The organism is Sandarakinorhabdus glacialis (genome assembly GCF_014643455.1).
GTDB classification, from domain to species: Bacteria; Pseudomonadota; Alphaproteobacteria; order Sphingomonadales; family Sphingomonadaceae; genus Sandarakinorhabdus; species Sandarakinorhabdus glacialis.
This window is the reverse complement of record NZ_BMJM01000001.1, coordinates 331,288-356,028: the sequence shown is the minus strand read 5'-3', so window position 1 is coordinate 356,028 and position 24,741 is coordinate 331,288. Positions and strand designations below refer to the sequence as shown.

22 protein-coding genes and 1 pseudogene are annotated in these 24,741 nt (G+C 66.4%); 13 read left to right on the top strand and 10 right to left on the bottom strand.

The annotated features are described in order from the left end of the window. Window positions 1-6: 6 nt before the first annotated feature. From IEW98_RS01770 to IEW98_RS01760, 3 genes are all read left to right on the top strand, one after another. On the top strand, window positions 7-627 hold the full coding sequence (locus tag IEW98_RS01770; protein ID WP_188761189.1) for a glutathione S-transferase family protein: 621 nt from the start codon (window positions 7-9) through the stop codon (window positions 625-627). 193 nt (window positions 628-820) lie between these two features. After that, window positions 821-1,585, top strand: a complete 765-nt coding sequence (locus IEW98_RS01765) for an SDR family NAD(P)-dependent oxidoreductase (RefSeq protein WP_188761188.1) — start codon at window positions 821-823, stop codon at window positions 1,583-1,585. Window positions 1,586-1,604: 19 nt separating this feature from the next. Continuing rightward, a complete protein-coding gene (locus tag IEW98_RS01760; RefSeq protein ID WP_188761187.1) occupies window positions 1,605-2,744 on the top strand; it encodes a nitronate monooxygenase in 1,140 nt (379 codons plus the stop codon). A gap of 134 nt (window positions 2,745-2,878) precedes the next feature. On the opposite strand, the gene IEW98_RS01755 is transcribed toward IEW98_RS01760, so the two are convergent. The 6 genes and pseudogenes from IEW98_RS01755 to IEW98_RS01720 form a co-directional block, all read right to left on the bottom strand. Then, a complete protein-coding gene (locus IEW98_RS01755) occupies window positions 2,879-4,426 on the bottom strand; it encodes an AMP-binding protein (protein WP_188761186.1) in 1,548 nt (515 codons plus the stop codon). Then, window positions 4,423-6,459, bottom strand: a pseudogene (locus IEW98_RS01740) (SDR family NAD(P)-dependent oxidoreductase). The gene IEW98_RS01755 and the pseudogene IEW98_RS01740 overlap by 4 nt, the downstream one beginning before the upstream one ends. After that, window positions 6,456-6,866: a Zn-ribbon domain-containing OB-fold protein gene (locus IEW98_RS01735; protein ID WP_188761184.1), complete on the bottom strand. Its 411-nt coding sequence runs from the start codon at window positions 6,864-6,866 to the stop codon at window positions 6,456-6,458. The pseudogene IEW98_RS01740 and the gene IEW98_RS01735 overlap by 4 nt, the downstream one beginning before the upstream one ends. Beyond that, window positions 6,863-7,714 carry an SDR family NAD(P)-dependent oxidoreductase gene (locus IEW98_RS01730; protein WP_188761183.1) on the bottom strand — a complete coding sequence of 284 codons (852 nt, stop codon included), beginning with the start codon at window positions 7,712-7,714 and terminating at the stop codon, window positions 6,863-6,865. The genes IEW98_RS01735 and IEW98_RS01730 overlap by 4 nt, the downstream gene beginning before the upstream one ends. Further along, on the bottom strand, window positions 7,711-8,487 hold the full coding sequence (locus IEW98_RS01725; RefSeq protein ID WP_188761182.1) for an FAD-dependent oxidoreductase: 777 nt from the start codon (window positions 8,485-8,487) through the stop codon (window positions 7,711-7,713). The genes IEW98_RS01730 and IEW98_RS01725 overlap by 4 nt, the downstream gene beginning before the upstream one ends. Continuing rightward, the gene (locus IEW98_RS01720) at window positions 8,418-9,728 is read right to left on the bottom strand and encodes an oxidoreductase (protein ID WP_188761181.1); all 1,311 of its coding nucleotides are present in this window, start codon (window positions 9,726-9,728) and stop codon (window positions 8,418-8,420) included. Before IEW98_RS01720 ends, IEW98_RS01725 begins: the two co-directional genes overlap by 70 nt. Window positions 9,729-9,838: 110 nt before the next feature. Between IEW98_RS01720 and IEW98_RS01715 the strand changes: the two genes are divergently transcribed. Continuing rightward, entirely contained in the window at window positions 9,839-10,483 is a 645-nt protein-coding gene (locus tag IEW98_RS01715) for a TetR/AcrR family transcriptional regulator (RefSeq protein ID WP_188761180.1), read from the top strand. Window positions 10,484-10,489: 6 nt separating this feature from the next. Here IEW98_RS01715 and IEW98_RS01710 read toward each other — a convergent pair whose 3' ends face one another. Next, window positions 10,490-12,490, bottom strand: coding sequence for a TonB-dependent receptor (locus IEW98_RS01710; protein WP_188761179.1), 2,001 nt, complete (start codon window positions 12,488-12,490; stop codon window positions 10,490-10,492). Window positions 12,491-12,650: 160 nt separating this feature from the next. Here IEW98_RS01710 and IEW98_RS01705 point away from each other — a divergent pair, with 160 nt between their 5' ends. From IEW98_RS01705 to mnhG, 9 genes are all read left to right on the top strand, one after another. Continuing rightward, window positions 12,651-12,950, top strand: coding sequence for an EthD family reductase (locus tag IEW98_RS01705; protein ID WP_188761178.1), 300 nt, complete (start codon window positions 12,651-12,653; stop codon window positions 12,948-12,950). Window positions 12,951-13,141: 191 nt separating this feature from the next. Continuing rightward, window positions 13,142-14,734: a flavin monoamine oxidase family protein gene (locus tag IEW98_RS01700; RefSeq protein WP_188761177.1), complete on the top strand. Its 1,593-nt coding sequence runs from the start codon at window positions 13,142-13,144 to the stop codon at window positions 14,732-14,734. A gap of 3 nt (window positions 14,735-14,737) precedes the next feature. Beyond that, window positions 14,738-15,106, top strand: coding sequence for a c-type cytochrome (locus tag IEW98_RS01695; protein WP_207792477.1), 369 nt, complete (start codon window positions 14,738-14,740; stop codon window positions 15,104-15,106). 235 nt (window positions 15,107-15,341) lie between these two features. Beyond that, window positions 15,342-18,143, top strand: coding sequence for a monovalent cation/H+ antiporter subunit A (locus IEW98_RS01690; protein ID WP_188761176.1), 2,802 nt, complete (start codon window positions 15,342-15,344; stop codon window positions 18,141-18,143). Further along, window positions 18,143-18,478 carry a Na+/H+ antiporter subunit C gene (locus IEW98_RS01685; protein WP_188761175.1) on the top strand — a complete coding sequence of 112 codons (336 nt, stop codon included), beginning with the start codon at window positions 18,143-18,145 and terminating at the stop codon, window positions 18,476-18,478. The genes IEW98_RS01690 and IEW98_RS01685 overlap by 1 nt, the downstream gene beginning before the upstream one ends. Next, window positions 18,475-19,986 carry a monovalent cation/H+ antiporter subunit D gene (locus IEW98_RS01680; RefSeq protein WP_188761174.1) on the top strand — a complete coding sequence of 504 codons (1,512 nt, stop codon included), beginning with the start codon at window positions 18,475-18,477 and terminating at the stop codon, window positions 19,984-19,986. Before IEW98_RS01685 ends, IEW98_RS01680 begins: the two co-directional genes overlap by 4 nt. Beyond that, window positions 19,983-20,480, top strand: coding sequence for a Na+/H+ antiporter subunit E (locus IEW98_RS01675; RefSeq protein ID WP_207792476.1), 498 nt, complete (start codon window positions 19,983-19,985; stop codon window positions 20,478-20,480). The genes IEW98_RS01680 and IEW98_RS01675 overlap by 4 nt, the downstream gene beginning before the upstream one ends. Further along, on the top strand, window positions 20,474-20,746 hold the full coding sequence (locus IEW98_RS01670) for a K+/H+ antiporter subunit F (protein WP_188761173.1): 273 nt from the start codon (window positions 20,474-20,476) through the stop codon (window positions 20,744-20,746). Before IEW98_RS01675 ends, IEW98_RS01670 begins: the two co-directional genes overlap by 7 nt. Continuing rightward, entirely contained in the window at window positions 20,743-21,033 is a 291-nt protein-coding gene (mnhG, locus tag IEW98_RS01665) for a monovalent cation/H(+) antiporter subunit G (protein ID WP_188761172.1), read from the top strand. Before IEW98_RS01670 ends, mnhG begins: the two co-directional genes overlap by 4 nt. Here mnhG and IEW98_RS01660 read toward each other — a convergent pair. The 3 genes from IEW98_RS01660 to IEW98_RS01650 are packed head-to-tail and all read right to left on the bottom strand — an operon-like array spanning window position 21,011 to window position 24,677. Further along, window positions 21,011-23,221, bottom strand: a complete 2,211-nt coding sequence (locus IEW98_RS01660) for a xanthine dehydrogenase family protein molybdopterin-binding subunit (RefSeq protein WP_188761171.1) — start codon at window positions 23,219-23,221, stop codon at window positions 21,011-21,013. The genes mnhG and IEW98_RS01660 overlap by 23 nt on opposite strands. Further along, window positions 23,218-24,186 (bottom strand): FAD binding domain-containing protein, encoded by a 969-nt coding sequence (locus IEW98_RS01655; RefSeq protein WP_188761170.1) that lies wholly within the window; start codon window positions 24,184-24,186, stop codon window positions 23,218-23,220. Before IEW98_RS01655 ends, IEW98_RS01660 begins: the two co-directional genes overlap by 4 nt. Further along, window positions 24,183-24,677 (bottom strand): 2Fe-2S iron-sulfur cluster-binding protein, encoded by a 495-nt coding sequence (locus tag IEW98_RS01650; RefSeq protein WP_188761169.1) that lies wholly within the window; start codon window positions 24,675-24,677, stop codon window positions 24,183-24,185. The genes IEW98_RS01655 and IEW98_RS01650 overlap by 4 nt, the downstream gene beginning before the upstream one ends. Window positions 24,678-24,741 lie beyond the last annotated feature (64 nt).

The following is a 24,741-nucleotide window of genomic DNA, read 5'->3' as shown; positions in this document are numbered from 1 at the left end:
TGAACCATGATCACCGTCCATCATCTCGAAAATTCGCGTTCACAGCGCATCCTGTGGCTACTGGAGGAGCTTGGCCTGCCGTATGCGGTCAAGCGATACGAGCGCGACAGGAAGACGATGCTGGCGCCGCCCGAACTGAAAGCGGTGCATCCCCTCGGCAAGGCGCCGGTGATCGACGACGATGGGGTGGTGGTGGCCGAAACCGGGGCGATCGCCGAGTATCTGGTCTCGAAAGCCGGCCGCTTGGGAGCGCCGGCGGATCCCGCAGCAGCGCTGCAGTACCGGCATTTCATCCATTATGCCGAAGGCTCGATGATGCCCCCGCTGCTGGCGATCCTGGTGCTTGGCCGGCTCGGCTGGCTGGGAAGACCGGCGCGGCCGACGGTGCAGAAGATGCTCGATGGGCATCTGGACTGGCTCGAAAGCGAGCTGGCGACGCGCGAATGGTTCGCCGGTAATGCGTTCACCGCCGCCGATGTGATGATGAGTTTTCCGCTGGAGGCATCGCGCCAGCGCGGGGGGCTCGATGCACGGCGGCCGCACCTGATGGCATGGCTGGCACGGATCCACGCGCGCCCCGCTTACGCAGCGGCGTTGGTCAAGGGCGGGCCTTACGCTTTCGCCTGATCAAGGGGTCGCTTAGCCATCTGGTGTCATCCCGGGCTTGACCCGGGACCCAGTTGTTTCTCTGCGCAAAGAAGCAACTGGCTCCCGGGTCAAGCCCGGGATGACAGGTGAGAAATTTTGCGCGTCTTTTTGGGAGGGGCGCGGGCTGGCGAATTGGCCGAAGACGGGTCGGCAATCTGCGAGGGACGCCGCCATGAATAGCCGATCGGTCGCCAATTCCGTCGTCCTTGTTACCGGCGCGGCGTCGGGCATGGGGCGCGCGACGGCGGAGGTGTTTGCTGCCGAGGGGGCGCATGTCGCTTGCATCGATATATCGGGCGATAGCGTGCGGGGGTTGGCCGAGGAGATGACCGGGCGCGGGTTTTCGGCGGCGGCGTGGACGCTCGATATTGCCGATGCGGCGGCGATCAAGACTGTTGTGGGCGAAGTGGCGGCGCGCTTCGGCGGTATCGATATCCTGGTCAACAATGCGGGCGTTTCGGGGTTCGCGCCGATCGATTCCGACGAATATGAGGACGTGTGGGTGCGGTCGTTCGCTATCCTCTTGACGGCGCAGCAGCGGCTCGTGCGGGCGGTGTTGCCTTATCTGCGCAAGTCGGCGGCGCCGCGGATCGTCAACATCGCGTCAACCGAGGCGCTGGGGGCGACCAGCCGCGACAGTCCTTATGCAGCGGCGAAGGCGGGAGTTACCGGGCTGACGCGGGCGCTTGCGGTCGAGCTTGGGCCCGAGGGGATCACGGTGAACTGCATCTGCCCGGGGCCGATCACGACGGGGATGACGGCGGGGGTGCCCGATGCCGACAAGGAGGTTTATGCCCGGCGGCGCACGGCGCTGCGGCGCTATGGCCGGCCGGAGGAGGTCGCACACATGACGCTGAGCCTGTGCCTGCCGGCGGCAAGCTATATTACCGGCGCGACGATTCCGGTCGACGGTGGTCTGATGGCGCGAAACGCCTAGATTTTTGGGGAGATGAAAGATGAAATCCAAGATTTGCGACATGCTCGGTATCGAGTTTCCGCTGTTTGCCTTCAGCCATTGCCGTGACGTGGTGGCAGCCGTCAGCCGCGCCGGCGGGTTCGGCGTACTGGGTGCAACGGCGTTCAATCCAGAACAGCTCGAAGTCGAACTTCAGTGGATCGACGCGCATGTCGACGGCAAGCCGTACGGCGTCGATGTGCTGATCCCCGAGCACCTGGGGGTCGCCAACGAGAGCGGGCTGACATCGCGCAAGCTCAAGGAACGCATCGGGCCGGAATACAAGGCGTTCGTCGACAAGCTGCTGACCGAGCACGGCATCGATCCGGGCGACAGCAACGTCGCCGACCGGCCGCCATCGGATGCGCCGCCGCCGTTCTGGCCCGAGGAAGCGATGAAGCTGCTCGAAGTGTCGTTCCGGCATCCGATCAAGCTGATCGTCAACGCGCTCGGCAAGCCGCCGCCAGAGATGATCGCGATGGGGCGCAAATACGGCGTGCCGGTTGGCGCGCTGGCCGGAGCGAAGGAACATGCGGTGCGGCTGGCCGATGCCGGTTGCGACGTGATCGTCGCGCAGGGCGGCGAGGCGGGCGGGCATTGCGGCGAGGTTTCGACGCTGGTGCTGATCCCCGAGGTGGTGCGCGCCTTGAAGGGCCGCGATATTCCGGTGCTGGCGGCGGGCGGCATCATGACCGGCAGCCAGATGATGGCATGCATGGCGATGGGCGCGGCGGGGGCGTGGACCGGGTCGGTCTGGCTGGCGACGAACGAGTCCGAAACATCGCAGGTTTTCCGAGAGAAGATGGTCGAGGCGCGGTCGCGTGACACCGTGCGGGCAAAGACGCGGACGGGCAAATATTCGCGGCAGCTGAAGTCGGGGTGGACCGAGGCGTGGAATGCGCCGGGGGCGCCCGAGGCGTTGCCGATGCCGTTGATGTCGCTCATCAGCGAGCCGGCTATCCGGCGGATCGAAAAGTCGGCGGAAGGGGGGAATGCGGCAGCGCGGCCGTTGGTGACGTACTTCGTCGGCCAGGGCGTTGGGCTGGTCGAGGGGGTGAAGTCGGCTCGGCAGGTTGTGCAGGAGTTCAAGGAAGAGTTTGCGGATGCGTTGGGCACGGTTGGTGAGATGATGGAGGAATAAGGGGCAGTCTCCTCACAAGGCGATCGTCATGCTGAACTTGTTTCAGCATCCATCGTGCGGCCGGGCCAATTTGCGCCAGCGGCGGAGTGGATGCTGAAACAAGTTCAGCATGACGAAAACGGGGAGGCGTTGGGTCAGGCGGCAAACCGCGCCCGCAGCGCCTTCTTGTCGGGCTTCCCCACCGCCGTCTGCGGGATCGCATCGACGAAATCGATGGCTTCCGGCGCCTGCACCGGCCCCTTGTGTTCCCGCACCAGCGCAATGAGAACGGCAGGTTCGACGCTCGCGCCGGGTCGCAGGACCACCGCGGCGCGGACCGCCTCGCCCCATTTTTCATCGGCGATTCCAAAAACCGAGACCTGCGCCACGGCGGGATGCGAGGCGATGACGTTTTCGACTTCGCTCGGGAAGACGTTGAAGCCGCCCGTCACGATCATGTCCTTCTTGCGATCGACGATGCGCAGGAAGCCGTCGAGATCCTTGACCGCAACATCGCCGGTGTGGAGCCAGCCGCCCGACAGTGCCTCGAGGTTCTGGTCGGCACGGTCCATGTAGCCGTCCATCACCAATGGCCCGCGGACGCAGATTTCGCCCGGCTCGCCATCGGGCACGGGCTGGTTGTCATCGCCGAGCAGCGCCACGTCGACATAGGGCACCGGGCGGCCGCACGAGGCGAGGCGATCGGGGTTGTTGGCATCATGTTCGGAGCGGCGCATGACGCAGACGGTCATCGGGGCTTCGGCCTGGCCGTAGAACTGGAAGAACACCGGCCCGATGCGCTCGATAGCTTCCTTGAGGCGCACGGGCGACATCAGCGAAGCGCCATAGAAGATCGTCTCGAGGCCGAAGATGTCGTATTTGTCAAAATCGGGATGGTCGGGCAGCGCATAGATCATCGTCGGGACAAGCATCGTGCAGGTGATGCGGTATTTCTCGATCGCCGCCAGCACCGCGCCGGGCTCAAAATACGGCAGTACCACCATCGAGCCGTTCTTGAGCAGCATCGGCCCGAACAACGCGCCGCCGGCATGGCTGAGCGGCACCGCGGCGAGGATGCGCGGCTCGATCGGCCATTCCCATTCGCTGAGCATGATCTGCAGCGCGGCGGCGGCGGTGCGCGGGTTGCCGGGAATGGCCTTGGGTTTGCCGGTGGTGCCGCCCGAATAAGACAGCCGCGTGATGTTGCCGGGGTCGAGCAGCGGCGCAGTCAATGCCCCGGGGGGGTAGGTTTCGGAGAGCGCGAGCAGGTCGGTGCTCTCTGCATCCGGCCCGAACGAGAGCGCGGTCTTGAGGCGGTTGGTGCGTGCGCGCAGCTCCCCTGCTCGCGCGGCGAAATTGGCAGGATCGTAGATCAGCACCTCGACATCGGCGTCCTCGATGGCGAACAGATGATCATCGGCCGACCCCATCGGGTGCATGGCGACAAGGCAGCCGCCGGCAAAGGCGATCGCGTTGTGGAGCAGTAGCACCTCGACCGAATTGCCCGCGAGCAATGCCACTCGCGCGCCGGACTTGACCCCCTGCGCCTGCAGCGCTTGTGTCAGCCGGCTGGTCGCCTCGAGCATTTCGCCGCCGGTCCAGGCGCGGCCGCCGGCCATCTCGACGATCGGCCGGTCGCGGTCGCGAATCATCGCGTTGATGATGGGCGAAACGATGTGTGCGGCGGGGTGGAGCTCGGTCATGCGGGGTCCTCGGTAGCGGGGGCGAGCATCGCCGCGATCATGGGGGGATAGGGGTTGGTCGCCGTGGCGCGGCCCATCGCGATGTCCTGCGCGATCGTCTGCGAGGTCGGGTCGGTAAAGTTGGGCAGCACATACAGGTCGCCGCGCGCAACGGCGTCGAAGACCTGGTCGGCGAGCTCGGCCACCGGCAGCCCGGCATCGACGGCGCCGCGCATGCCGGCCTCGAGCGCCGCCATCACCGGGTTGTTGTGGCGCGATTTGAGCTCGGCCTGGAGGATGTCGAGGCCGGTTCTTTCGGGGAACATGATGCGCGACTGGACGACGCCGGGCATGACGATGGTAACGCCGATGTTGGCGATGCCCTGCGTCGCGAGGTCGAGATACAGCGCCTCGGTGAGCGCAACGACGGCGTGCTTGGTCATCGAGTAACTGGCGAAGCCGGGGTTGACGGTGATGCCGGCGCCAGAGGAAATTGTGACGACGTGGCAGTCCTCGTCGGCAGCGATCATGCGGGGAAAAAAGGCTTTGATGCCATGGACGACCGAGCGCTGGTTGACGCCGATGACCCATTCATATTGTTCCAGCGAGATTTCTCAAGCGAGCCCGGCGGCGAACACGCCGGCGTTGTTGACGAGCAAATTGACCGTGCCGAAGCGGGCGATTGCCGCGTCGGCGAGGGCGGCGACATCGTCGTAGCGAGCGACATCGGCGCGGACGGCGAGGACTTCGTCCTCGCCCGACAACGCCGCTTCGGCCTCGGCGAGGGCGTCGGCGCGGATGTCGGAGATGACGACCTTGGCGCCTCGTTGCAACGCGCCGCGCGCAAGGGCGAAACCGATGCCGCTGGCGCCGCCGGTGATGACCGCGACCTTGCCGCTGAGGTCGTCCATCACACTTTCTCCAGGACGTGGATGGCGCAGGCGGTCCCTGCCCCCGGGCCGCCGCCGACGACATGCGTCAGCCCGATACGCGCGCCTTCGACCTGCCGCGCGCCGGCCTTGCCGCGGAGGTGGGGCGATCTCGTATATATTGGCGATGCCCGTGGCGCCGAGCGGATGGCCCTTCGACAACAGCCCGCTTGAGACGTTGACCGGCACTCGCCCACCGAGCGCAGTGTCGCCGTCGTCGATCAGCCGCCCCGCCTCGCCGTCGGCGCAAAGTCCCAGATTCTCGTAATGGACGAGCTCGGCGGTGGCGAAACAGTCGTGGAGTTCGACCAAGTTGACGTCACCCGGCCCGATGCCCGCCTGTTCATAGGCGTTGGTCGCGGCTAGGCGGGTCGCGGCGCTGAAATCGGGCATCGCGGCCTGGCGTTCGGCGAAGAGGTTGCTGCTCATTTCCGACCCGCGGATGCGGACGGCGCGGTCCATCAGGCCGAGCTGGCGCACCTTTTTCTCCGACATCAGGACCGCGGCGGCCGAGCCATCGACGTTGACCGAGCACATCAGCTTGGTGTTGGGATAGGAGATTATCTCGGCGCCCATGACCTCCTCCAACGGCGTTTCGACGCGGTACATCGACTTGGCGTTGAGGGTGGAATGGTGGTGGTTCTTGACCGAAACCTTGGCGAACTGGGCGAAGGTCGTGCCGTATTTGCGCGAATGCTCCATGCCGATATGGGCGAACATCGCCGGCATCGTGTAAGACCCGACCAGCCCTTCGGGCGAGACGCCGCCGCCGGCGCCGAGCAAGCCCTTGCCCATCTGCTCGACGCCGACCGCCAGTACCGTGTCGTAAACGCCGGCCTTGATCGTCATCCAGGCGTCGCGAAACGCCGTCGCCCCGGTGGCGCAGGCGTTGGCGACATTGGTAACAGGAATGCCCGTTTGCCCGATTTCGGCGAGCATGCGCTGGCCGACCATGCCGGCGGCCTGCCCCAGATTGCCGCAAAACAGCGCCTGCATGTCGCGGATGGTCAGCCCGGCATCGTCGAGCGCCATCAGCGCGGCCTCGGCAGCGAGACCCGGCACGGTGCGATCGGGGTATCGGCCGAAGCGGATCATGTCGATCCCGACGACATAGACATCACTCATGCCGTGGCTCCTTCTGCGGGGACGAAGACATAGGTCAAATAGGGCCGGTCGGCGCCGACGGGGATGGCCTCGCGGAATTCGAGCCGGACCGGCATGTCGAAGGCGATGCGGGCCGGATCCGGGTCGACGCCGATGAGGGTGCCCTTGATATGGGCGCCGTCGTCGAGATCGACGATGGCGTCGACGAAGGGGGTCTTCACGCCGGGAAAGCTGCGGTGGACAATTGTGAAATCGTACAGGCGGCCGGTGGTGGCGAGGTGGATGGGCTCCATTTTGTCGCGCGCGGTGCATTTGGCGCAGGTGCTGCGTTCGCCGACGAAGACCTGGCCGCAGGCGCCGCAGCGCGAGCCGGCGAGATAGGGGGCGCCGTCGCCGGATTTTACATAGGGCAGGATGGAATCGGTCATGCGGCGTTTCCGGTAAGTGCCGCTTGCATGGCGGCGTGGAGCGGCAGGACCGCCTCGGGATCCCAGGAAATGCGCTGGCCGACGGTGATGCCGCCATCGACGACGAGATGCGTGCCGGTGACGAAGGATGAGTCATCGGAGGCGAGATAGAGCGCCGCAGAGGCGATGTCGGCGGGGTCGCCGGCGCGGCGGAGTGGCTGCATCTTGGCGGACGCCTCGACAAGGGCGGCAGCCATCTGGTCGGCGGCGGGGCGTTCGAGGCCGGCGGCAATCCCGAATATCGGCGTGACGATGACGCCGGGGCAGATGGCGTTGACGCGGATGTTGTGGACGGCGAGCTCGGCTGCGGCGAGCTTGGAAAGCTGGATGACACCGGCCTTGGCGACGCCGTAAGCGAGGCCCCAGCCGGCTTCGAGCCCGGCGATCGAAGCGGTGTTGATGACCGAACCGCCGCCGCGCGCGATCATCAGCGGCGCCGCGTGCTTGATGCCGAGCATCGGCCCGCGCAGCAGGAGCGCGAAGGTCGCGTCCCAGGCTTCGATGGTCATTTCCGCGACGCCAAGGGGCGTGCCACCGGTGCCGGCATTGTTGAACAATATGTCGAGTCCGCCGAACGCCGATGCCGCCGTAGCGACCGCGGCAGCGATGTCGGCCTCCTGCGTCACGTCGCAGCGATGATAGGCGACCTTTCCGGCAAAGTGGCGCTCAAGCATGGCCCCCTTTTCGCACTGCAAATCGGTGACAAGCACGCGCGCGCCCTCGGCGACGAAGCGCTCCGTGGTGGCGAGGCCGATGCCCGAGCAGCCGCCGGTGATGAGGGCGATCTTGCCCTCCAGGCGCCCGCTCATCGGACTTGCCGCGACAGGTACGCCGCCTCGTGGATGGCGTTGGCGTAGGAGCGCGGCGTGCGCGCGTCGCCGACGACATGGAGCGAGACCGGCTGTGATTGCAGGGCCTTTTCGAGCGCGTTGAGGGCGCGGCGAACCGAGCAGATGACGACGGTATCGGCTTCGACGCTGGTTTCGCCGCCGGCTGTGGTGAACACCGCGCTGCCGTCGGCCAGCCGGGCGAGCGAATGGCCAGGTTCTACCGCCAGCCCGACGTGCGCCATCATGCCCATGATCGCCCAGACCCGCGAGCCGATATAGTTGGCGGGGGCATAGGCTGGGCCGGCGTCGATGAGGCGAACCTCGTGGCCGCGCAGCTTGAGATCGAGCGCCAGTTCGGCCCCCTCGCCGGCACCGTAGATGATGACGCGCATGCCGATGACCGGCGGGTTGTCGCGGCGCATGGCGTCGTCGATGCGGATGGCGAAGCCGCTGGCGCGGGCGGCATCGAGACCTTCGAAGGGGGCGGCAATCGGCTGGGCGCCGGTGGCGATGACCACCACGTCGGGGGCTTCGGCCATGATCGCAGCGACGTCAGCATCGACGCCGAGCCGCACATCGACGCTCGATTTTTCAATCATCTTGCGGTGATATTTGGGCTGGTAGCTCAGCATTTCCATGTTGGGCAACGCGGCGTAATTGCCAGCCCAGTCCATCGCGCCGCCTAGGGTTTCGTCGCGTTCGAACAGCACGACATCATGCCCGATCTCGTCGGCGGTGATGGCGTATTCCATGCCGCCCGAGCCGCCACCGACGACCACGACCTTGCGCGGGCAGGTGGTGGGCACGATGCGGAATTCGTCCTCGCGGCCGAACACCGGGTTCTGCGCCGAGCCGGCCCAGCCCTTGCCGAAGATATTGCCCTGCAACAGCGAGGCGCCGGTGTGGGTCGACAGGCGGATTTCATCCTCGCGGCCCTGCATGATCTTGATCGGAAAATCGGGATCGTCGAGCGACAGACGGCAGACGCCGGCGAAATCGGCGCCGGCTTCATCGACCATCGTGCGCAAATGATCGGGGTGATGAGGTTGGCCGAACCGATCAGCGGCATGTCGATGTTGCGCGCGATGAGCGCGGCCCGCAGCGCTTGGATGTTCGATTTGTTGACGACCTTGGCGGTGTAGAACGACGGGCCGATGAACTCGGTCGAGTGGATATCGGCGCGGCGGCTGTGCGCGCCAAGCATCGAGCCGAAGGTGCAATCGAGCACCGATATCCCCAGCGCATGCAGCCGCGGCGCATAATGTTCGGCGAAATATTCGATGTCGTAGCCGCCCTCCAGATTCTCATCGACGCACAGCCGCGGGATCAGCGGATAGTCCTTGCCGCACAGCTCCTGGGTGCGCTGGATGATCTTTTCGCACATGTAAAACCGGTCGGCATAGGCGTCGGTGCGGCCCTGGTTGGCGAGCAGCGACAGGTTGGTGTGCGGCAGCGAGCCGTGGCAGAAATGGAACGACAGGAAGTCGAAACCGGCCTCCTTCGCCCGCCGCCCGGCCTGGGCAAAACATTCGACGATATCGTCATAGGCCTCTGTCGGCACGACATCGCTGGCAGGATTACCGATGACATAGGTGTTGCCGGGGCCCCAGGCGACGGTGCCGGGAATCCAGCCCTTGCCGGGCTCCAGCGGGATCGTGCTGACGAGCCCGAGGATGAGGCCGCCGTAGAAAAGCTGGATGCCGGCCAGCGACCCGTTGTTCTTGATCTCGGCGACGGTGTCGCGGAAATCGATGACGTAATCTTCGTCGTACAGCCCGAGCATGCGCTCGTTGATCAGCCCGTCGCGGCGGACGCAGGTGGCGCCGACGACGATCGCCGAATAGCCGCCCGCCGCCAGTGCGCCGTACGCCGCCGCCAGCCGCCGCGTCGCGTAACCATTCGGGTCGGACATGTTGAGCGTCGTCGGCACATGGACGATGCGGTTCTTGAAGTGCAGGCCCTTGGCGTCGAACGGCTCCAGCAGCTTGGTCATGGCGATCCTCCCGCGATCTTTGCGCTCGGCCACATTCTTCTGGCGGCTCGGGCATATGCTAAGTCGTTTGACCTAAGTCAGATGAGTTAGCATAGCTGTTCGCAGTGCTAGTGACCGCGCCTCAAACCCTGACCGATCGCGACAACGAGACTCGCCGCGCGCTGAAACGCACGGCGCGCCGGCTGTTTTCGGAGCGCGGCGTGCGCGGCATCACGGTGCGCGAGATCGCCCAGGCAGCGGGGCAGCGCAACCAGGGGGTCGTGACCTATTATTTCGGCACCAAGGAGAACCTGCTCGCCGAAATCCTTGTCGACGGCGCCGAGCGCATCGAGGCGCGGCGGCGGGTGCACCTGGCCAGGCTGGAGGCCGATGGCGGCCCGCACCGCGTTGCCGATGCCGTCGCAGCGATTGTGCTGCCGTCCGCCGAATTCGTCGACGAGGACGCCGATTACGGCAGCAACTTCAATCGCTATTTGTTCCGGCTGACGGTTTACGACTCGGCGTTCGTCGATCGCACCCTCGATGGGCGCTACAACGAAGGCTATCGGCGCTGCCTGTCGCATTTGCGCCGGCTGATGCCCGGCTCCTCGCGGCAGGTGCAAAGCCGCCGGCTCGTCTTCCTCGGCAGTTACTTGGGGCCCTTGCTCGCCCAGCGCGAGGCGATGCTTGCCGATACTGCGGACCATCCGACCTGGCAGTCCGACGAAATGCTGGCCGACATCATCCGGACAGCGGCAGCAATCCTCGAAGCGTGACCGCCATCAATTCAGCCGGATCCCGATCCAGAACAACCGCGGCGTTCCGAGATCGATCGAGCCGCCCTGGTTGCGGGTGACCACGGTCTCGTCGAAGATATTCTCGGCGCGGGCGACGATCGAGACGCGGCGCGACACCGGCACCCGGACGACGGCATCGACCGTCAGTGCATCGGGCAACACATCGGTTTCAAGATCGTCCTCGAACTGCTTGCCGACATAGCGCAATGTTCCCGACACCAGCCAGTTCGGCGCCGGCACCCAACCCAGCGTTGCGCTGGCGGCATTGCGCGGGCTTTGCGACGGCGCGAGTCCGTCGAGCCCGGCTGACGCGCCGCTGCCGCGCACCACGGCGTCGCTGAACACATAGGAACCGTCGAATGAGATCTGCCCAAGTCGCGCCAGCGCGGTGATTTCGACCCCCTTGGCGACGACGGCATCGACATTGCGCCGCTGCCGCAGGTTTGGGGCGATGGTGACGTTGGCGATAGCGTCATCAAGCCGATTGTAGAAAGCAGTGACGCCGATCGCGGTGCCCGGCAAAGGCACGAGATCGAACCCGGCCTCGGCGCCGCGCAGCTTTTCAAGGCCGAGACTCGCATTGGCGAGGGTTGTCACCGGAAACACCACGAACGGCCGGTAAAGCTCGTTGAGGGTAGGCAGGCGGAAGCCCGTGTAAGCGGCAGCGCGCAAGGCGATCGTCGAATTGGCCCGGAACAGTGCGCCGGCGCGGCCGGTGGCGACGGTGCCGCTACGGTCGGGATACGCGATGTTGCCGGTCATGGCACCCGCCGCGTTGGCCTCCCGGAAAAACCCGTCGTTGATCGTCCAGCGGTCGCCGCGCACGCCGCCGGTCAGCACCAGCCGGCCGATGCTCCAGTCGTCCTCGATGAACAGCCCCGCGGTGCTGGTGCGGCCGCCGGCGTTGCGCCGCGCTGTCACCCGCCCCGTGACGCCGCTATAGGCGTCCTCGAGCAACTCGCCGTCGCCCAGCCGCGCATCGACACCGACGCGCAGCACATGGTCGCCGCCGACCGGCGGGCGCAGCTCGATCTTGCCGCCGATGCCGGTCGAGGGCGTGTTGCGCTGGTCGAGCGTCAACCGGAAACTGGTCGCGCTGATGACCTTGTTGGTGAAGTTGCGCGCCTGCACATAGGCCAAGGCATCGACCATCCAGTCGCCGCGGTGAACGAGCCGCAAACTGGCATCCTGTCCCTCGGAACTGCTGTCGGCGCCCTCGAAGCGCAGCGTGCGATTGTCGTTATAGAGGAGCGCGCGAAACTGGAGTTCGGTCCGGGCATCGACAGGGATGACCCCGCGCACGCCCGCCGACCAGTCGCGATAGCGCGCACGGGCGCTGGCCGGAACGCGCTGTGTCTCGGGCATCGTGAAAAAGCCGTCGCCGCGCTCGAACCGCCCCGACACGGTCGCATAGCCGCCGCCGAGGTCGGGCGACACCGCGCCGGCGATGCTCATCGCGTCGTTGCTGCCGTAGAACGCGCTGCCGGCATAGGTCGGCAGGTCGTCGCGCACGGCGCTGACCAGTTCGATGGTGCCCGCCACGGCGCCGGCGCCGAACGCCCCGGTGCCGCCGCCGCGGGTGATGCGCACCGCCGACAGCCGATCGGCCGAAAGCGCGCTGAACGGGATGAAGCCGAAAAACGGATCGGCGAGCGGCACGCCGTCGAGCAGCACCAGCGCCCGGCTCGAGGCGTTGCCGCCAAGCGCACGCAGCGTCACCCCTTGCGCCGAAGGATTCGCCGAGCGGCTGTCGGAACGCCGGAACTGCTGGAACCCCGCAACGTCCTTGAGGACGTTCTCGACGCGGTCGGACGCCTCGCTGGTCAGGCGGTCGCGGTCGATGATCGATGCCCCATAGGCCGGCGTGCCCGGCGGCAACGGCAGCCCGGTCCCCAGCACGAGGATTTCCGGGCTCTCGACAACCCCCGGCGCTGCGAGGGCAGGCACGGCGGACAGCAACGGCAGCAACAGGGCAAGACGGCGCATGGGATCGGGCACAACTTTCGCAAACGGCTCGCGGCGGCCGGACTGGCCCTACTGCCTATAACGCCTGACATCGCCGGTAACCCGCATATTTCGCGGGTCGGCAGACCGGCGGGTGATCACTAACAAAGGCCTCACAGCGATATCGGAAAGGCAGAACCACATGACCTCATTCGTAGTGACCTACCCGGTCAGCGACGGCACCAGCTTCGACGCGGACTATTACACCGCGACACATATCCCGCTGGTCCGCGAAAAATGGTCCCAGTATGGCCTCACCTCGGCCACCGCGCTGATCCCGGTCGACCCCGCCGCCGCCTATGCCGCGATCGCCATCCTCGAATTCGCCGACGGCGCCGCCCTCGATCGCGCCATGACCTCGCCCGAAGCCGCCGAAGTCTTCGGCGACGTCGCCAAGTTCACCACCATCGCCCCCGTCGCCGTCCGCTGCGAAGCGAGATAGCATCCAGCGCTGCCCGGCCCCGCATCTGCCTGAAATATAAGCCGCCGCCTGCCCCGGCCACCCCGATTTGCTGCAATATTGTGCACCCGCACACGACCCCCCAAAATGGACAACGCACAGGGTTGCGGAGCCTGCAATCCCTCGTCAGTATGACAATGGTGTTGCACTGCACAACCGGGGGATCACGAGCCATGGAGACGACCGGACGCGCCCCGACCCGCCGCGAGGTGCTGCACGCGATCGGCCTCATGGGCGGCGCTGCGGTGCTCTATCAGGCGATGGAAGCCATGGGCCACGCCGCTGAATCCCAATTCGCCGGCCCACCCAACCTGTCCGGCGCCCGCCCCGGCGCATCGGTCCTCGTCCTCGGCGCCGGCCTCGCCGGCATGCTCGCCGCCTATGAACTCGGCAAGGCCGGCTACAAGGTCCAGATCCTCGAATACAACAACCGCCCCGGCGGACGGAACTGGTCGCTTTACGGGGGCGACACCTACACCGAGCTCGGCGGCGCTACCCAGAAAGTCGGCTTCGCGCCCGGCAATTACCTCAACCCCGGCCCATGGCGGATCCCCTACCACCACCGCACATTGCTGCATTATTGCAAGGCCTTCGGCGTCGTGCTCGAACCCTTTATCCAGCTCAACCACCAGGCGCTGGTGCACAGCTCCAAAGCCTTTGGCGGCCAGCCAAAGCGCTACCGCGAACTCGCCGCCGACTGGGACGGCAACGTCGCCGAACTCCTTGCCAAGGCCATCGACAACAAGGGCCTTGATTCGACGATCGTCGCCGCCGACCGCGACCGGTTGAAGGAAGCCCTGCGCGAATGGGGCATCCTCGACAAGGACATGCGCTATGCGAAAAACCTGCGCACCGCCCGCCGACGCGGCTACGACCGGCCGCTGGGCGGCGGCGTCGACGGCGCCCCGATCGCCTCGCAGCCGTTCGCCCTTACCGACCTGCTCGATTCGGACATCGGCGGCATCATCGCCAGCCACATGGAAAGCCAGCACCAGACGACGATGTTCCAGCCCGTCGGCGGCATGGGCATGATCGGCAAGGCGTTTGGCAAGCAGGTCGCCGACAAGATCCGCTACAACGCCAAGGTCACCAAGATCGATCAAAGCGGCGGCGCCGTCACCGCCACCTACACCGATGTCGCCACCAACACCGTCCAGACCGCCAAGGCCGATTACTGCGTCTGCACCATCCCGCTCGGCATCCTGTCGCAGATCGAGCTCGACGCCTCCGCCGGGCTATTGTCTGCCATCGCCGCCATCCCTTATTCGAACTCGGTCAAAGTCGGCCTCGAGATGAAATCGCGTTTCTGGGAGGACGACGAGGCCATTTACGGCGGCATGAGCTTCACCGATCGGCCGATCTCGCTGGTGTCATACCCCAGCAACGGCATGCACAGCGCCGGTCCCGCGGTCCTGCTCGGCGCCTATATCTACGGCCCCGCCTCATACCGCTTCGCCGGCATGACCCCACAACAACGCATCGCCGAGGCCCTTGAGGACGGCGCCGTGCTCCACCCGGGCCGCTACAAGGAAAACTACATGAGCGGCGCTACCGTCGCCTGGAGCCGCGTCCCCTTCACGCTGGGCTGCTGCGCGCAATGGAACGAGGACACCCGCAAGGAACATTACCAGACGCTCGTCGCCGTCGACGACCGCATCGTCCTCGCCGGCGAACACGCCTCGTACATCGGCTGCTGGATGGAGGGCGCGCTGCTGTCGTCGCTCGACGCCGTCACCCGGCTCCACAAGCGCGCACTGGAGGCCTGAGCCATGCTGCGAACCGCCCTCCTGCTCGGCCTTGTCGCCGCCCCCGCCATCGCCGCCCCGCATCCCGGCGAAACCATCTACCGCGAGGTCTGCCAGGCCTGCCACATGGCCGACGCCAGGGGCGCGGTCGGCGCCGGTCGCATTACCGGTCTGGCGAGCAACCCCAACCTCGAATTCCCGGACTACGCCATCGCCATCGTCACCGGCGGCAAGGGGCCCATGCCATGGTTTCGCGGCAATCTGACCGACCAGCAGATCGCCGACGTCATCAGCTATGTCCGCACCCATTTCGGCAACCGGTACAAGTCCAGGGTCACCGCCGCCCAGGTCGCCGAACTCGGCGTCCCCGCCCCCAAGGGCCAGGACCGCTAGGAACAGTTTCGTCATGCTGAACTCGTTTCAGCATCCATCGTACCGCAACACCCGCTATTCCCCGAAACGCCCCCACCGTTCGGCAAGGCGAACCTGCCGCTTCCCATTTGCACCCGCAACAAAACGCACTAGAGTCACTCAGGGTGCAATCGAACCAAACTTGTCATCCCGGGCTTGACCCGGGACCCAGTTTCTTCCGCGCGCGCCGTCGGCCAAACCCCGACCTGGTTCCGCAATGACGGTCCTTCTCCTCGTTGCCCTCCTCGTCCTGCCGCTCCTCTGGCTGCCGCTGATCGCCCTCGCCGCGCGCCACTCCCGCCGCGCCGCCGGTTTCGCCGCCGGCGCCGCCATGCTTTCCGGCCTCGCCGCGCTCGCCGCCCTCGCCCCCCAGGTCTTCGCCGGCCAGGTCATCACCGCTACCCTGCCCTGGTTCCCCGAATGGGGTCTCGACCTTGCCCTGCGCCTCGACGGCCTCGGCCTGTTGTTCGTTATCCTGATCGACGGCATCGGCCTGCTGGTCGTGCTCTACGCCTATTATTACATGCCCGAGGCCGACCGGCTCGGCCGCTTCTACATGCTGCTGCTGGGCTTCGCCGCCGGCATGCTCGGCATCGTCCTTGCCGAAAACATCCTGCTGCTGGTGCTGGCGTGGGAGGTCACCAGTCTCGCCTCGTTCCTGCTCATCGCCTATAAATTCCGCGAGCGCGAAGCGCGCATCCCCGCCCGCACCGCACTCGCCGTCACCGGCGGCGGCGGCCTCGCCCTGCTCGCCGGCATGATCCTGCTCGGCAAGATGTCCGGCAGCTTCGCCTTGTCCGACATCCTGGTGCGCGGCGACATCGTCCGCGCCGATCCGCTTTATCCGGTCATGCTGGTGCTGGTCCTGCTCGGCGTCTTCACCAAGTCGGCGCAGTTCCCGTTCCATTTCTGGCTGCCTGGCGCCATGGCTGCCCCTACCCCGGTCAGCGCCTATCTCCACTCGGCGACACTGGTGAAGGCCGGCGTGTTCGTGCTGGCGCGCTTTTACCCGGTGCTGTCGGGCACCGAACTCTGGTTCACCCTCGTCACCACCACCGGCGCGTTCACCTTCGTCTTCGGTGCTTATCGGGCGCTGTTCAAGAATGATTTCAAGGGGCTTCTAGCCTATTCGACGATCAGCCACCTTGGCCTGATCGTCATGCTTTTCGGCCTCGGCACCGCGCTGGCGCCGGTCGCCGCGGTCTTCCACATCATCAATCACGCCGTCTTCAAGGCGTCGCTGTTCATGGTCGCCGGCATCGTCGACCATGAATGCGGCACCCGCGACATGCGGCGCGTGGCCGGCATGTTCAAGGTCATGCCGATCACCGCGACACTCGGCATCCTCGCCGCCGGCGCCATGGCCGGGGTGCCGTTCCTCAACGGCTTCCTGTCGAAGGAGATGTTCTTTGCCGCCGCCGTGGCAAAGCCGCTGCCGGGCCTGTGGACTTGGCTGTTGCCGGCCATAGCGACGGTCGGCGGCATCCTGTCGGTCGGCTATTCGGCGCGGTTCGTCCACGACGTCTTCTTCAATGGCGACGCCGTCGACCTGCCGCGTATCCCCCACGAGCCGGTGCGCTGGATTCGCCTGCCGGTCGAGGTGCTGGTCGGCCTCGTCCTGCTCGTCGGCCTGCTGCCGCAACTGGCGCTGGGCCCGATCCTGCGCCTCGCCTCGGGCGCCGTGCTGATGGCGCCGGTGCCGCCATTCACCCTCGCCCTCTGGCACGGCTTCAACCTGCCATTGGTGATGAGTATCGCCGCGCTCGGCGGCGGCGCCTTCTACTACCTCCGCCGCGAAACACTTTATTCGTTCCACGCCCGGCTGACCCGGCTGCTGCCCGGCCATGGCCTCGATGCCGTTGCCTTCGAACGCGCCTATGCCGGCGCCGCCACCGCGGCGCAGGCCATCGTGCGCGCCATCGACCACCAAAGCATCCGCCAGTATCTGGCGCTGCTTTTCGGGCTGGCGATCGCGCTCGCGACCTGGAGCTGGTTCGGCGCCGCCGAGACCGGACTGGCCGGGCCATTGCCCCTTGCCGCGGTCGACGCCCCGGCGCTGTTCGCCTTCGCCGCCCTGCTCATCGGCCTCGGCGGCACGCTCTGGTTCCACCGTTCCGGCCTGCTGGCGCTTGTCTTCCTGTCGGTCATCGGGCTCGTCGCCGTGCTGGTCTTCGTGCGTTTCGCGGCGCCCGACCTCGCCCTGACACAGGTGGCGGTCGAAGTCGCGACGATCACGCTGCTGGTGCTGGCCCTGCGCTATTTGCCTCGGAATATCGCTGCGGCCGCGCCCGTCGACACCCGCCGCTGGCGCGATGCAATCCTCGCCGCAGTCGGGGGGACCGGCACCGCGCTGCTCTGCTACGCCATGCTGACCCGGCCGTTCGAGACGATTTCCGGCTTCTACACCGCACAAGCCCTGCCCGGCGGCGGCGGTACCAATGTCGTCAACGTCATCCTTGTCGATTTTCGCGGCTTCGACACGCTGGGCGAAATCGCCGTGCTCGCGATGGCGGCGCTCGGCGTGCAGGCGCTGTTGGCGGGGCTGAAGCTGACCCCCGCCGCAACCAACGCGCGACCGGCGGAAACGCAATTCATCATGCTCCGGATGATGATGCAGCCGTTGCTACCGCTGGCGCTCGCGGTCGCTGCCTATATCTTCCTGCGCGGGCACAACCTGCCCGGCGGCGGCTTCGTCGCCGGCATGATCGCCGCGATGGCGCTGATGATGCAATATATTGCCGGCGGCGCGGCGTTCGCCGAAAAACACCTGCGCATCGACTATATCCGGATCCTCGGCGCCGGGTTGCTCATCGCCGCTGCCACCGGCATCGCCAGCCTCGCCTTCGGCGCGCCATTTCTGGCCAGCGCTCATGCCGGCATCGCCGTCCCGGTCATCGGCCATGTCGAGCTCGCCTCCGCGATGATCTTCGATCTCGGCATCCTCCTCACCGTGTTTGCGGCGCTGATGCTGATCCTGACCGAACTTGCAGTACTTCGTCGTCACGAGCCCGTCCTATAATGGAAATCCTCGTCTCCATCGGCGTCGGCCTGTTGTTTGCCGGCGGCATCTTCCTGGTCCTGCGGCCGCGCAGCTTCTCGGTCGTGCTCGGCTTCACCCTCATCTCCTACGCCGTCAACATCCTGGTCTTCGTCGCCGGCCTCCTCGATCGCGACACCCCGCCGCTTTTCCTCCCCGGCGCCGCCCGCCTCGCCGACCCCCTCCCCCAGGCGCTGGTGCTGACCGCCATCGTCATCGGTTTCGGCATGACCGCCTATCTCGTCGCTTTGTCACTCCGTTCGCTCGGCGAGCACGGCACCGATACCGTCGATAGCGACCGGGACGCCGGCGAATGAGCCACCTTCCCATCCTGCCGATCCTCATCCCGTTCGTCGCCGCAGCGCTCATGCTGCTGGCGAGCAACCGGCCGCGGTTGCAAGCCGGCATCGGCTTCGGCGCGGTCTTGCTCGGCGGCGCCGCGGCACTGGCGCTGTGTTTCGACGCCGGCACCGGGACCATCGCCGTCTATCGCCTCGGCGGCTGGCCGGCGCCCTTCGGCATCGTCCTCGTCGCCGACCGGCTGGCGGCGCAGATGGTGCTGCTCACCTTCGCCCTCGCCCTGCCCGCGCTGCTCGCCGGTACCGGCAGGGCCATGCCCCGGCATTTCCACCCGCTGTTCCAGCTTCAGCTGGCGGGGATCGCCGGCGCCTTCCTGACCGGCGACATCTTCAACCTGTTCGTCTTCTTCGAAATCCTGCTGCTCGCCTCCTACGCCCTGCTGGTCGGCGGCAACACGCCCCGCCAATCCCGCGCCGCGCTGGCCTATGTCATCCTCAACCTCGCCGGCTCGGCGCTGTTCCTCGTCGCCCTCGCGCTGATTTACGCCACCCTCGGCACCCTCAACATGGCCGACATCGCCAACCGCCTGGCCGGCGTGCCGCCCGGTGACGTCGCGCTCGTCCGCGCCGCCTTCGCCATCCTCATCACCGTGTTCCTGCTCAAGGCCGCCGTCCTCCCGCTCGCCTTCTGGCTGCCCCGCACCTACGCCGCCGCCGCGCCGCCGGCCGCCATGATCTTCGTCATCATGACCAAGGTCGGCATCGTCCTGCTGCTGCGCCTGTCGGTCACCATCTTCGGCAACACCCCGACCACTGCCGGGCTGCTGCTCCCATGGCTGCCCGTACTGGCGATCGCCACGATCGCGCTCGGCACCGTCGGCGCGTTCGCCGCGGACCGCCTCGCCATTGTCGTCGCCAACCTCGTGCTGGTCTCGGCCGGCACCCTCGTCTTCGCCGTCGCCTTTGCCGATACCGGCGCGATCGCCGCGCTGCTGTTCTACCTGCCGCACTCGGCGCTGGTCACCGCCGGGCTCTTCCTCCTCGCCGCCCTCGTCGACCAGGACCGCGGCGACCTCGGCGACCGCCTCGTTCGCGGGCCTGCCGTCGCCAGCCGGACCATGCTCGGCACCGCCTTCCTCATTCTCGCCGTCGCCGTCGCCGGCCTGCCGCCGCTGTCGGGTTTCCTCGGCAAGCTCATGCTCCTCCAGTCGGTCGGCACCGGCGGCTGGCAAGCCGCTTGGTGGGCTGCGCTGCTTGGCTCCGGCCTCGGCCTCACCGTGGTCCTCGCCCGCGCCGCCAGCCTGTTGTTCTGGCAACAGGACAGTGCAACGCCGTCCGCCGGACCGACCCTCGCCGGACCAAAGCTCGCCTTGCTCGTCCTCGTCATAGCCAGCCCGGCAATGACCCTTGCCGCCCGCCCGCTCGCCGACTGGACCTCGGCCACAGCTAAGCAACTCAGCGACCGCCAGGCCTATATCGCTGCCGTCCTGGGCAGCGACCCGATTGCACGGGAGCGCCGGCCATGACCGTCCTGCGCCAAATTTTGCCACAGCCCGCAATCAGCCTCGCCATCGCCGGTTTGACGGTCGTTTTAGCCCCGCGATTGACCCCCGGCGCGCTCGCAATCGCCCTTGTTCTCGCCGTCGCCATACCCCGGTTGACCCGGAATCTCCGGCCCGACCGACCCAAACTCGTCCGCCCCCTTGCCGCGGTCATGCTCTGCGTCCGGGTGCTCGGCGATATCGTAACCGCCAGTTTTCACGTCGCCCGCCTCGTTCTCGGCTCGCCCCGCAAACTGCGCCCGGCCTTCATCGACCTGCCGATCGACATCGCCGATCCCTTTGTCGCAACCTTGCTCGGCAGCATCATCTCGCTGACGCCGGGCACGGTCACCATCGATATCGACATGGATTCCAGTATCTTGCACCTCCACGCCCTCGATGTCGCCGACCCGGCCGCACTCATCGCCGAGATTAAAAGTCGCTACGAAATGCCGCTCACGGAAATCTTCGGATGCTGAACCTGGCCCTGTCCGCCGCGTCGGTCATCATCGGCCTCGCCGTTCTGCTGAATATCTATCGGCTGATAAAGGGCCCGGCCCCCGAGGACCGTATCCTCGCGATCGACACATTAACCATTAATACCATAGCCTTGGTCCTGCTTTTCGGCATCGCCAACCGCTCCAGCGCATGGTTCGAAACCGCGCTGCTGCTGGCCATGCTGGGCTTTGTCAGCACCGTCCTGCTGGGCAAATTCCTGGGCGATAACAACAAGGAAGCGCCATGATCGCCGAAGCCGTCGCCGCGCTGCTGCTCCTTGTCGGTGCCGCCTTCATCCTCATCGGCTCGATCGGCCTCGCCCGGCTACCCGACTTTTTCACCCGCCTCCATTCCCCGACCAAGGCCACCACCCTCGGCCTCGGCTCGATCGCAGCCGCCGGAATCATCGTTTCCGGCGGCGACCTGCGCGGCCTGGTGATCCTGCTGTTCGTCTTCATCACGGCGCCCATCACGGCACATGTGCTTGGAAAGGTTGCGAAATCCCGATCCCTTAATCGGGAAGGCCGCCGATGATCTTGTCGAGGGTCATCGGGAAATCCCGGACCCGGACGCCGCAGGCGTTGTAGATCGCATTGGCGATAGCCCCCGCCCCGCCGCAGATTCCAAGCTCGCCGACACCCTTAGCCTGGATCGGGCTGGCATGCGGGTCGCGCTCCTCGACGAAGACCACCTCGAGCGCCGGGACATCGAGATTGACCGGTACATGATATTCGGCAAGGTCGTGATTGACGAGATGGCCGTCGCGCAGGTCGAACGCCAGTTCCTCGGTCAGGGCGCTGCCGATCGACCAGGTCATCCCGCCATAGCATTGTGAAGTGGCGGTTTTTTCGTTCAATACGCGCCCGATGCCGAATGCCCCGGTCATCCGCCGCACCCGCGTTTCGCCGGTATAGGCGTTGACCGCGACCTCGGCGAAGAACGCCCCATAGCTTGCCTGGCGCGTCGCTTTGCTGGTCTCGCCCGGCTTGATCGTGCCTTCGCCGACGATGGGCTTGCCCGCCACCAAATCAACCACCATCGCGCTGGCTTCACCCAGCCGGGCGATGCCGTCCTTGAGCGACAAGGCTTCCTCATCGCCCTGGAATTTCTTCGCCAGCGCCTGGCGTATCTGTTCGCAGGCAAGGAATACCGCCGACCCCGACGACGCCGCACCCCATGACCCGCCCGAACCCGGACCCGCCGGCAGGGCGCTGTCGCCGAGACATACGCTGACTTTTTCAATGGGCGTACCGAGCATTTCGCCGGCGATCTGGCCAAGCACGGCATAAGTGCCGGTGCCGATATCGGTCATGTCGGTCTCGACCTTGACCGTGCCATCGCTGGCCAGGGTAACGCGCGCGCTGGCCTCGACGAGCTTGTGGACCCGCGCCGCCGACGCCACGCCCATGCCGATCCACCATTCGCCTTCGCGCGTCGCGCAGGTCTGCGTCTGGCGCTGGTCCCAGCCGAACCGCGCAGCGCCGGCATCGAGGCACTTCGCCAGCGTGTTCGAACTATACGGCGTACCCTGCGAAGGATCGATCGCGGGAATGTTGCGCTTGCGCAGTTCAACGGGATCGATACCGACCTTTTCAGCAAGTTCGTCCATCGCCGATTCAAGCGCCTGCATGCCGACCGCCTCACCCGGCGCGCGCACTGATCCCGCGCACAACCGCACGATCCGCGCGACATCGACCGACAGCATGCGATTTTCGCCGCCGTAGAGAAACTCCGTCGCCTGGGTCACCGGCTCGGCATATTGCTCACCGGGCAGGTTGGAAACCAGGCATTCATGCCCGATACCGGTCAACACGCCGTCGGCACGCGCCGCCAGCCGCAGCCGCTGGCGCGTCTCGGAGCGCCGCATCACCGTTTCGAAGACCTGCTGCCGCGACATGTCGACCCGCACCGGCCGCCCGAGTTCGCGCGACGCGATCGCCGCCGCAACGCTGTCCTCGCCAACCCCGAGCTTCGAGCCGAAACCGCCGCCAACGTAAGGACTCAGGATCCGCACCTGCGATTGGCCGACAGCCAGCGAGTCGGCCAGTTCGGCGACATTGTAGTTGAGCATCTGGAGGCTGCCGCGCAGGGTCAGCTGATCCCCCTGCCAGCTGGCGATCGAGGCGTGCGGCTCCATCGCCGCGCTGGCATGGCCTGCCGTCGTATAGGTGACATCGACCGAAAACGCGGCGTCGGCCATCGCCTTGTCGAGATCGCCGGTCTGGACGCGCTGGGTATCGGGGCCGTGCTCGACCGTCGCGGCGCTGCTTTCGGGATCGAACACCGACGCGTCATCGGGCGCCGCATATTCGACCTTGAGCGCCTTGGCGGCAGCTGTCGCCTGTTCGAAAGTCTCGGCGACGACCAGCGCCACCGTCTGGCCGAAATAATGGATTTCGCGAATGTCCTGAAGCGGCTTCTTGCCCGCCCCACCCTGCGCCGGGTTGACCAGCATCCTCGGATCATCATGGATCGCCAGCACGCCGGGCATGGCGAGCACCGCCTCGCGGTCGATACTTGCGACCTTGCCCGCGGGAACCGTCGCCCGGGCGAAGACGCCATATGCCATGTCGGGCAGTTGCCATTCGGATGCATAGGTCGCGGTGCCGACAACCTTGAGCGGCCCCTCAGGGCGATCCAGCGGCGCGCCGATGATGCCCTGCGCCATCGCATCGAGGCGATTGCGGACGTCGGGCTTGTCCATCGTCAGCGTGTTGGTCATGCCGTCTCTCCGGTCAGTTCGGCGAGCACCGCGTGGAGCGTCCGCCGCGCCAGCGGTATCTTGAAATCATTGGCGCCCTGCCCCTGCGCACCGGCGAGCAGGACATCGGCGGCCTTGTCGAACAATGCCTTCGACGGTGCCTTGCCGATCAGTATCTCGGCGATCGCCGGGTCGTGCCACGGCTTGTGCGCCAGCCCGCCGAACGCCAGCGATGCCGATGCGATGCGGCCGGCGTCCATCTCGACCACGGCCGCGATCGACACCAATGCAAAGGCATAGGACGAGCGATCGCGGACCTTGCGATAGGCATGGCGCCCCGGCACCGGCGCCGGCAGGGTCACCGCGGTGATCAGGTCGTCGGCCTCCAGCACATTATCGCGCTCGGGGGTGTTGCCCGGCAGCCGGTGGAAGTCGCGAACCGCCACGCTGCGGCTGCCGGCCGTGCCTTCGATCTCGACGACGGCATCGAGCGCGCTCATCGCCACCGCCATATCACCCGGATAGGTCGCGATGCACGCGTCGCTGGCGCCGAGGATGGCATGGATCCGGTTGAAGCCGCCGATGGCCTGGCATCCCGAGCCGGGCTCGCGCTTGTTGCACGGCATCGCGGTGTCGGTGAAATAACCGCAGCGCGTGCGTTGGCAAAGGTTGCCGCCAGTGGTCGCCTTGTTGCGCAACTGCCCGCTGGCCCCCGCGAGCAGCGCCTTGCTGAGCACGGCATAATCGCGCCGGACACGAATGTCGGCGGCCAGGTCGCTGTTGCGCACGACGGCACCGATCCGAAGGCCGCCCCCGGCCGGTTCGATCGCCGCCAGCGGCAGCCGGTTGATATCGACCAGCCGCCGCGGCACTTCGACCTCCAGCTTCATCAGGTCGAGGAGATTGGTGCCGCCGGCGATCTTCATCGCATCGGCGGCGACCGCATCGGCCGTGCTCCCGGCACGCGCATAGGTGAAGGCCTTCATGCTGCGGTCTCGCGGATTGCCGCGACGATATTGGGATAAGCGGCGCAGCGGCAAAGATTGCCGCTCATGCGTTCGCGGATTTCATTGTCGCTAAGCTCGGGTGACGTCTCGACATCATCGGTGACGGCGCTCGGCCAACCCATCCGGGCTTCCTCGATCATCGCAGTTGCCGAGCAGATTTGGCCCGGCGTGCAATAACCGCACTGATACGCATCGTGCGAGACGAAGGCACGCTGCAGCGGTGACAGGTCGGTCGCCGTTCCCAGCCCCTCGATCGTCGTCACTTCATCGCCATCGTGCATCACCGCCAGGCTGAGGCAACTGTTGATGCGGCGGCCTTCGACGATGACGGTGCAGGCCCCGCATTGGCCGTGATCGCAGCCCTTCTTGGTGCCGGTCAGTCCGGCATGATTGCGCAAAAGGTCGAGCAGCGACGTTCGCTCGTCGCAGTCGAACGATCGCAACGTTCCGTTAATGACAAGTGCCGGCATGTCGTGCGTCCTCCGTGGTCCCCTGAAACCAGCGGTCGGGCACAAGGTTCCTCGCTATCGGCGA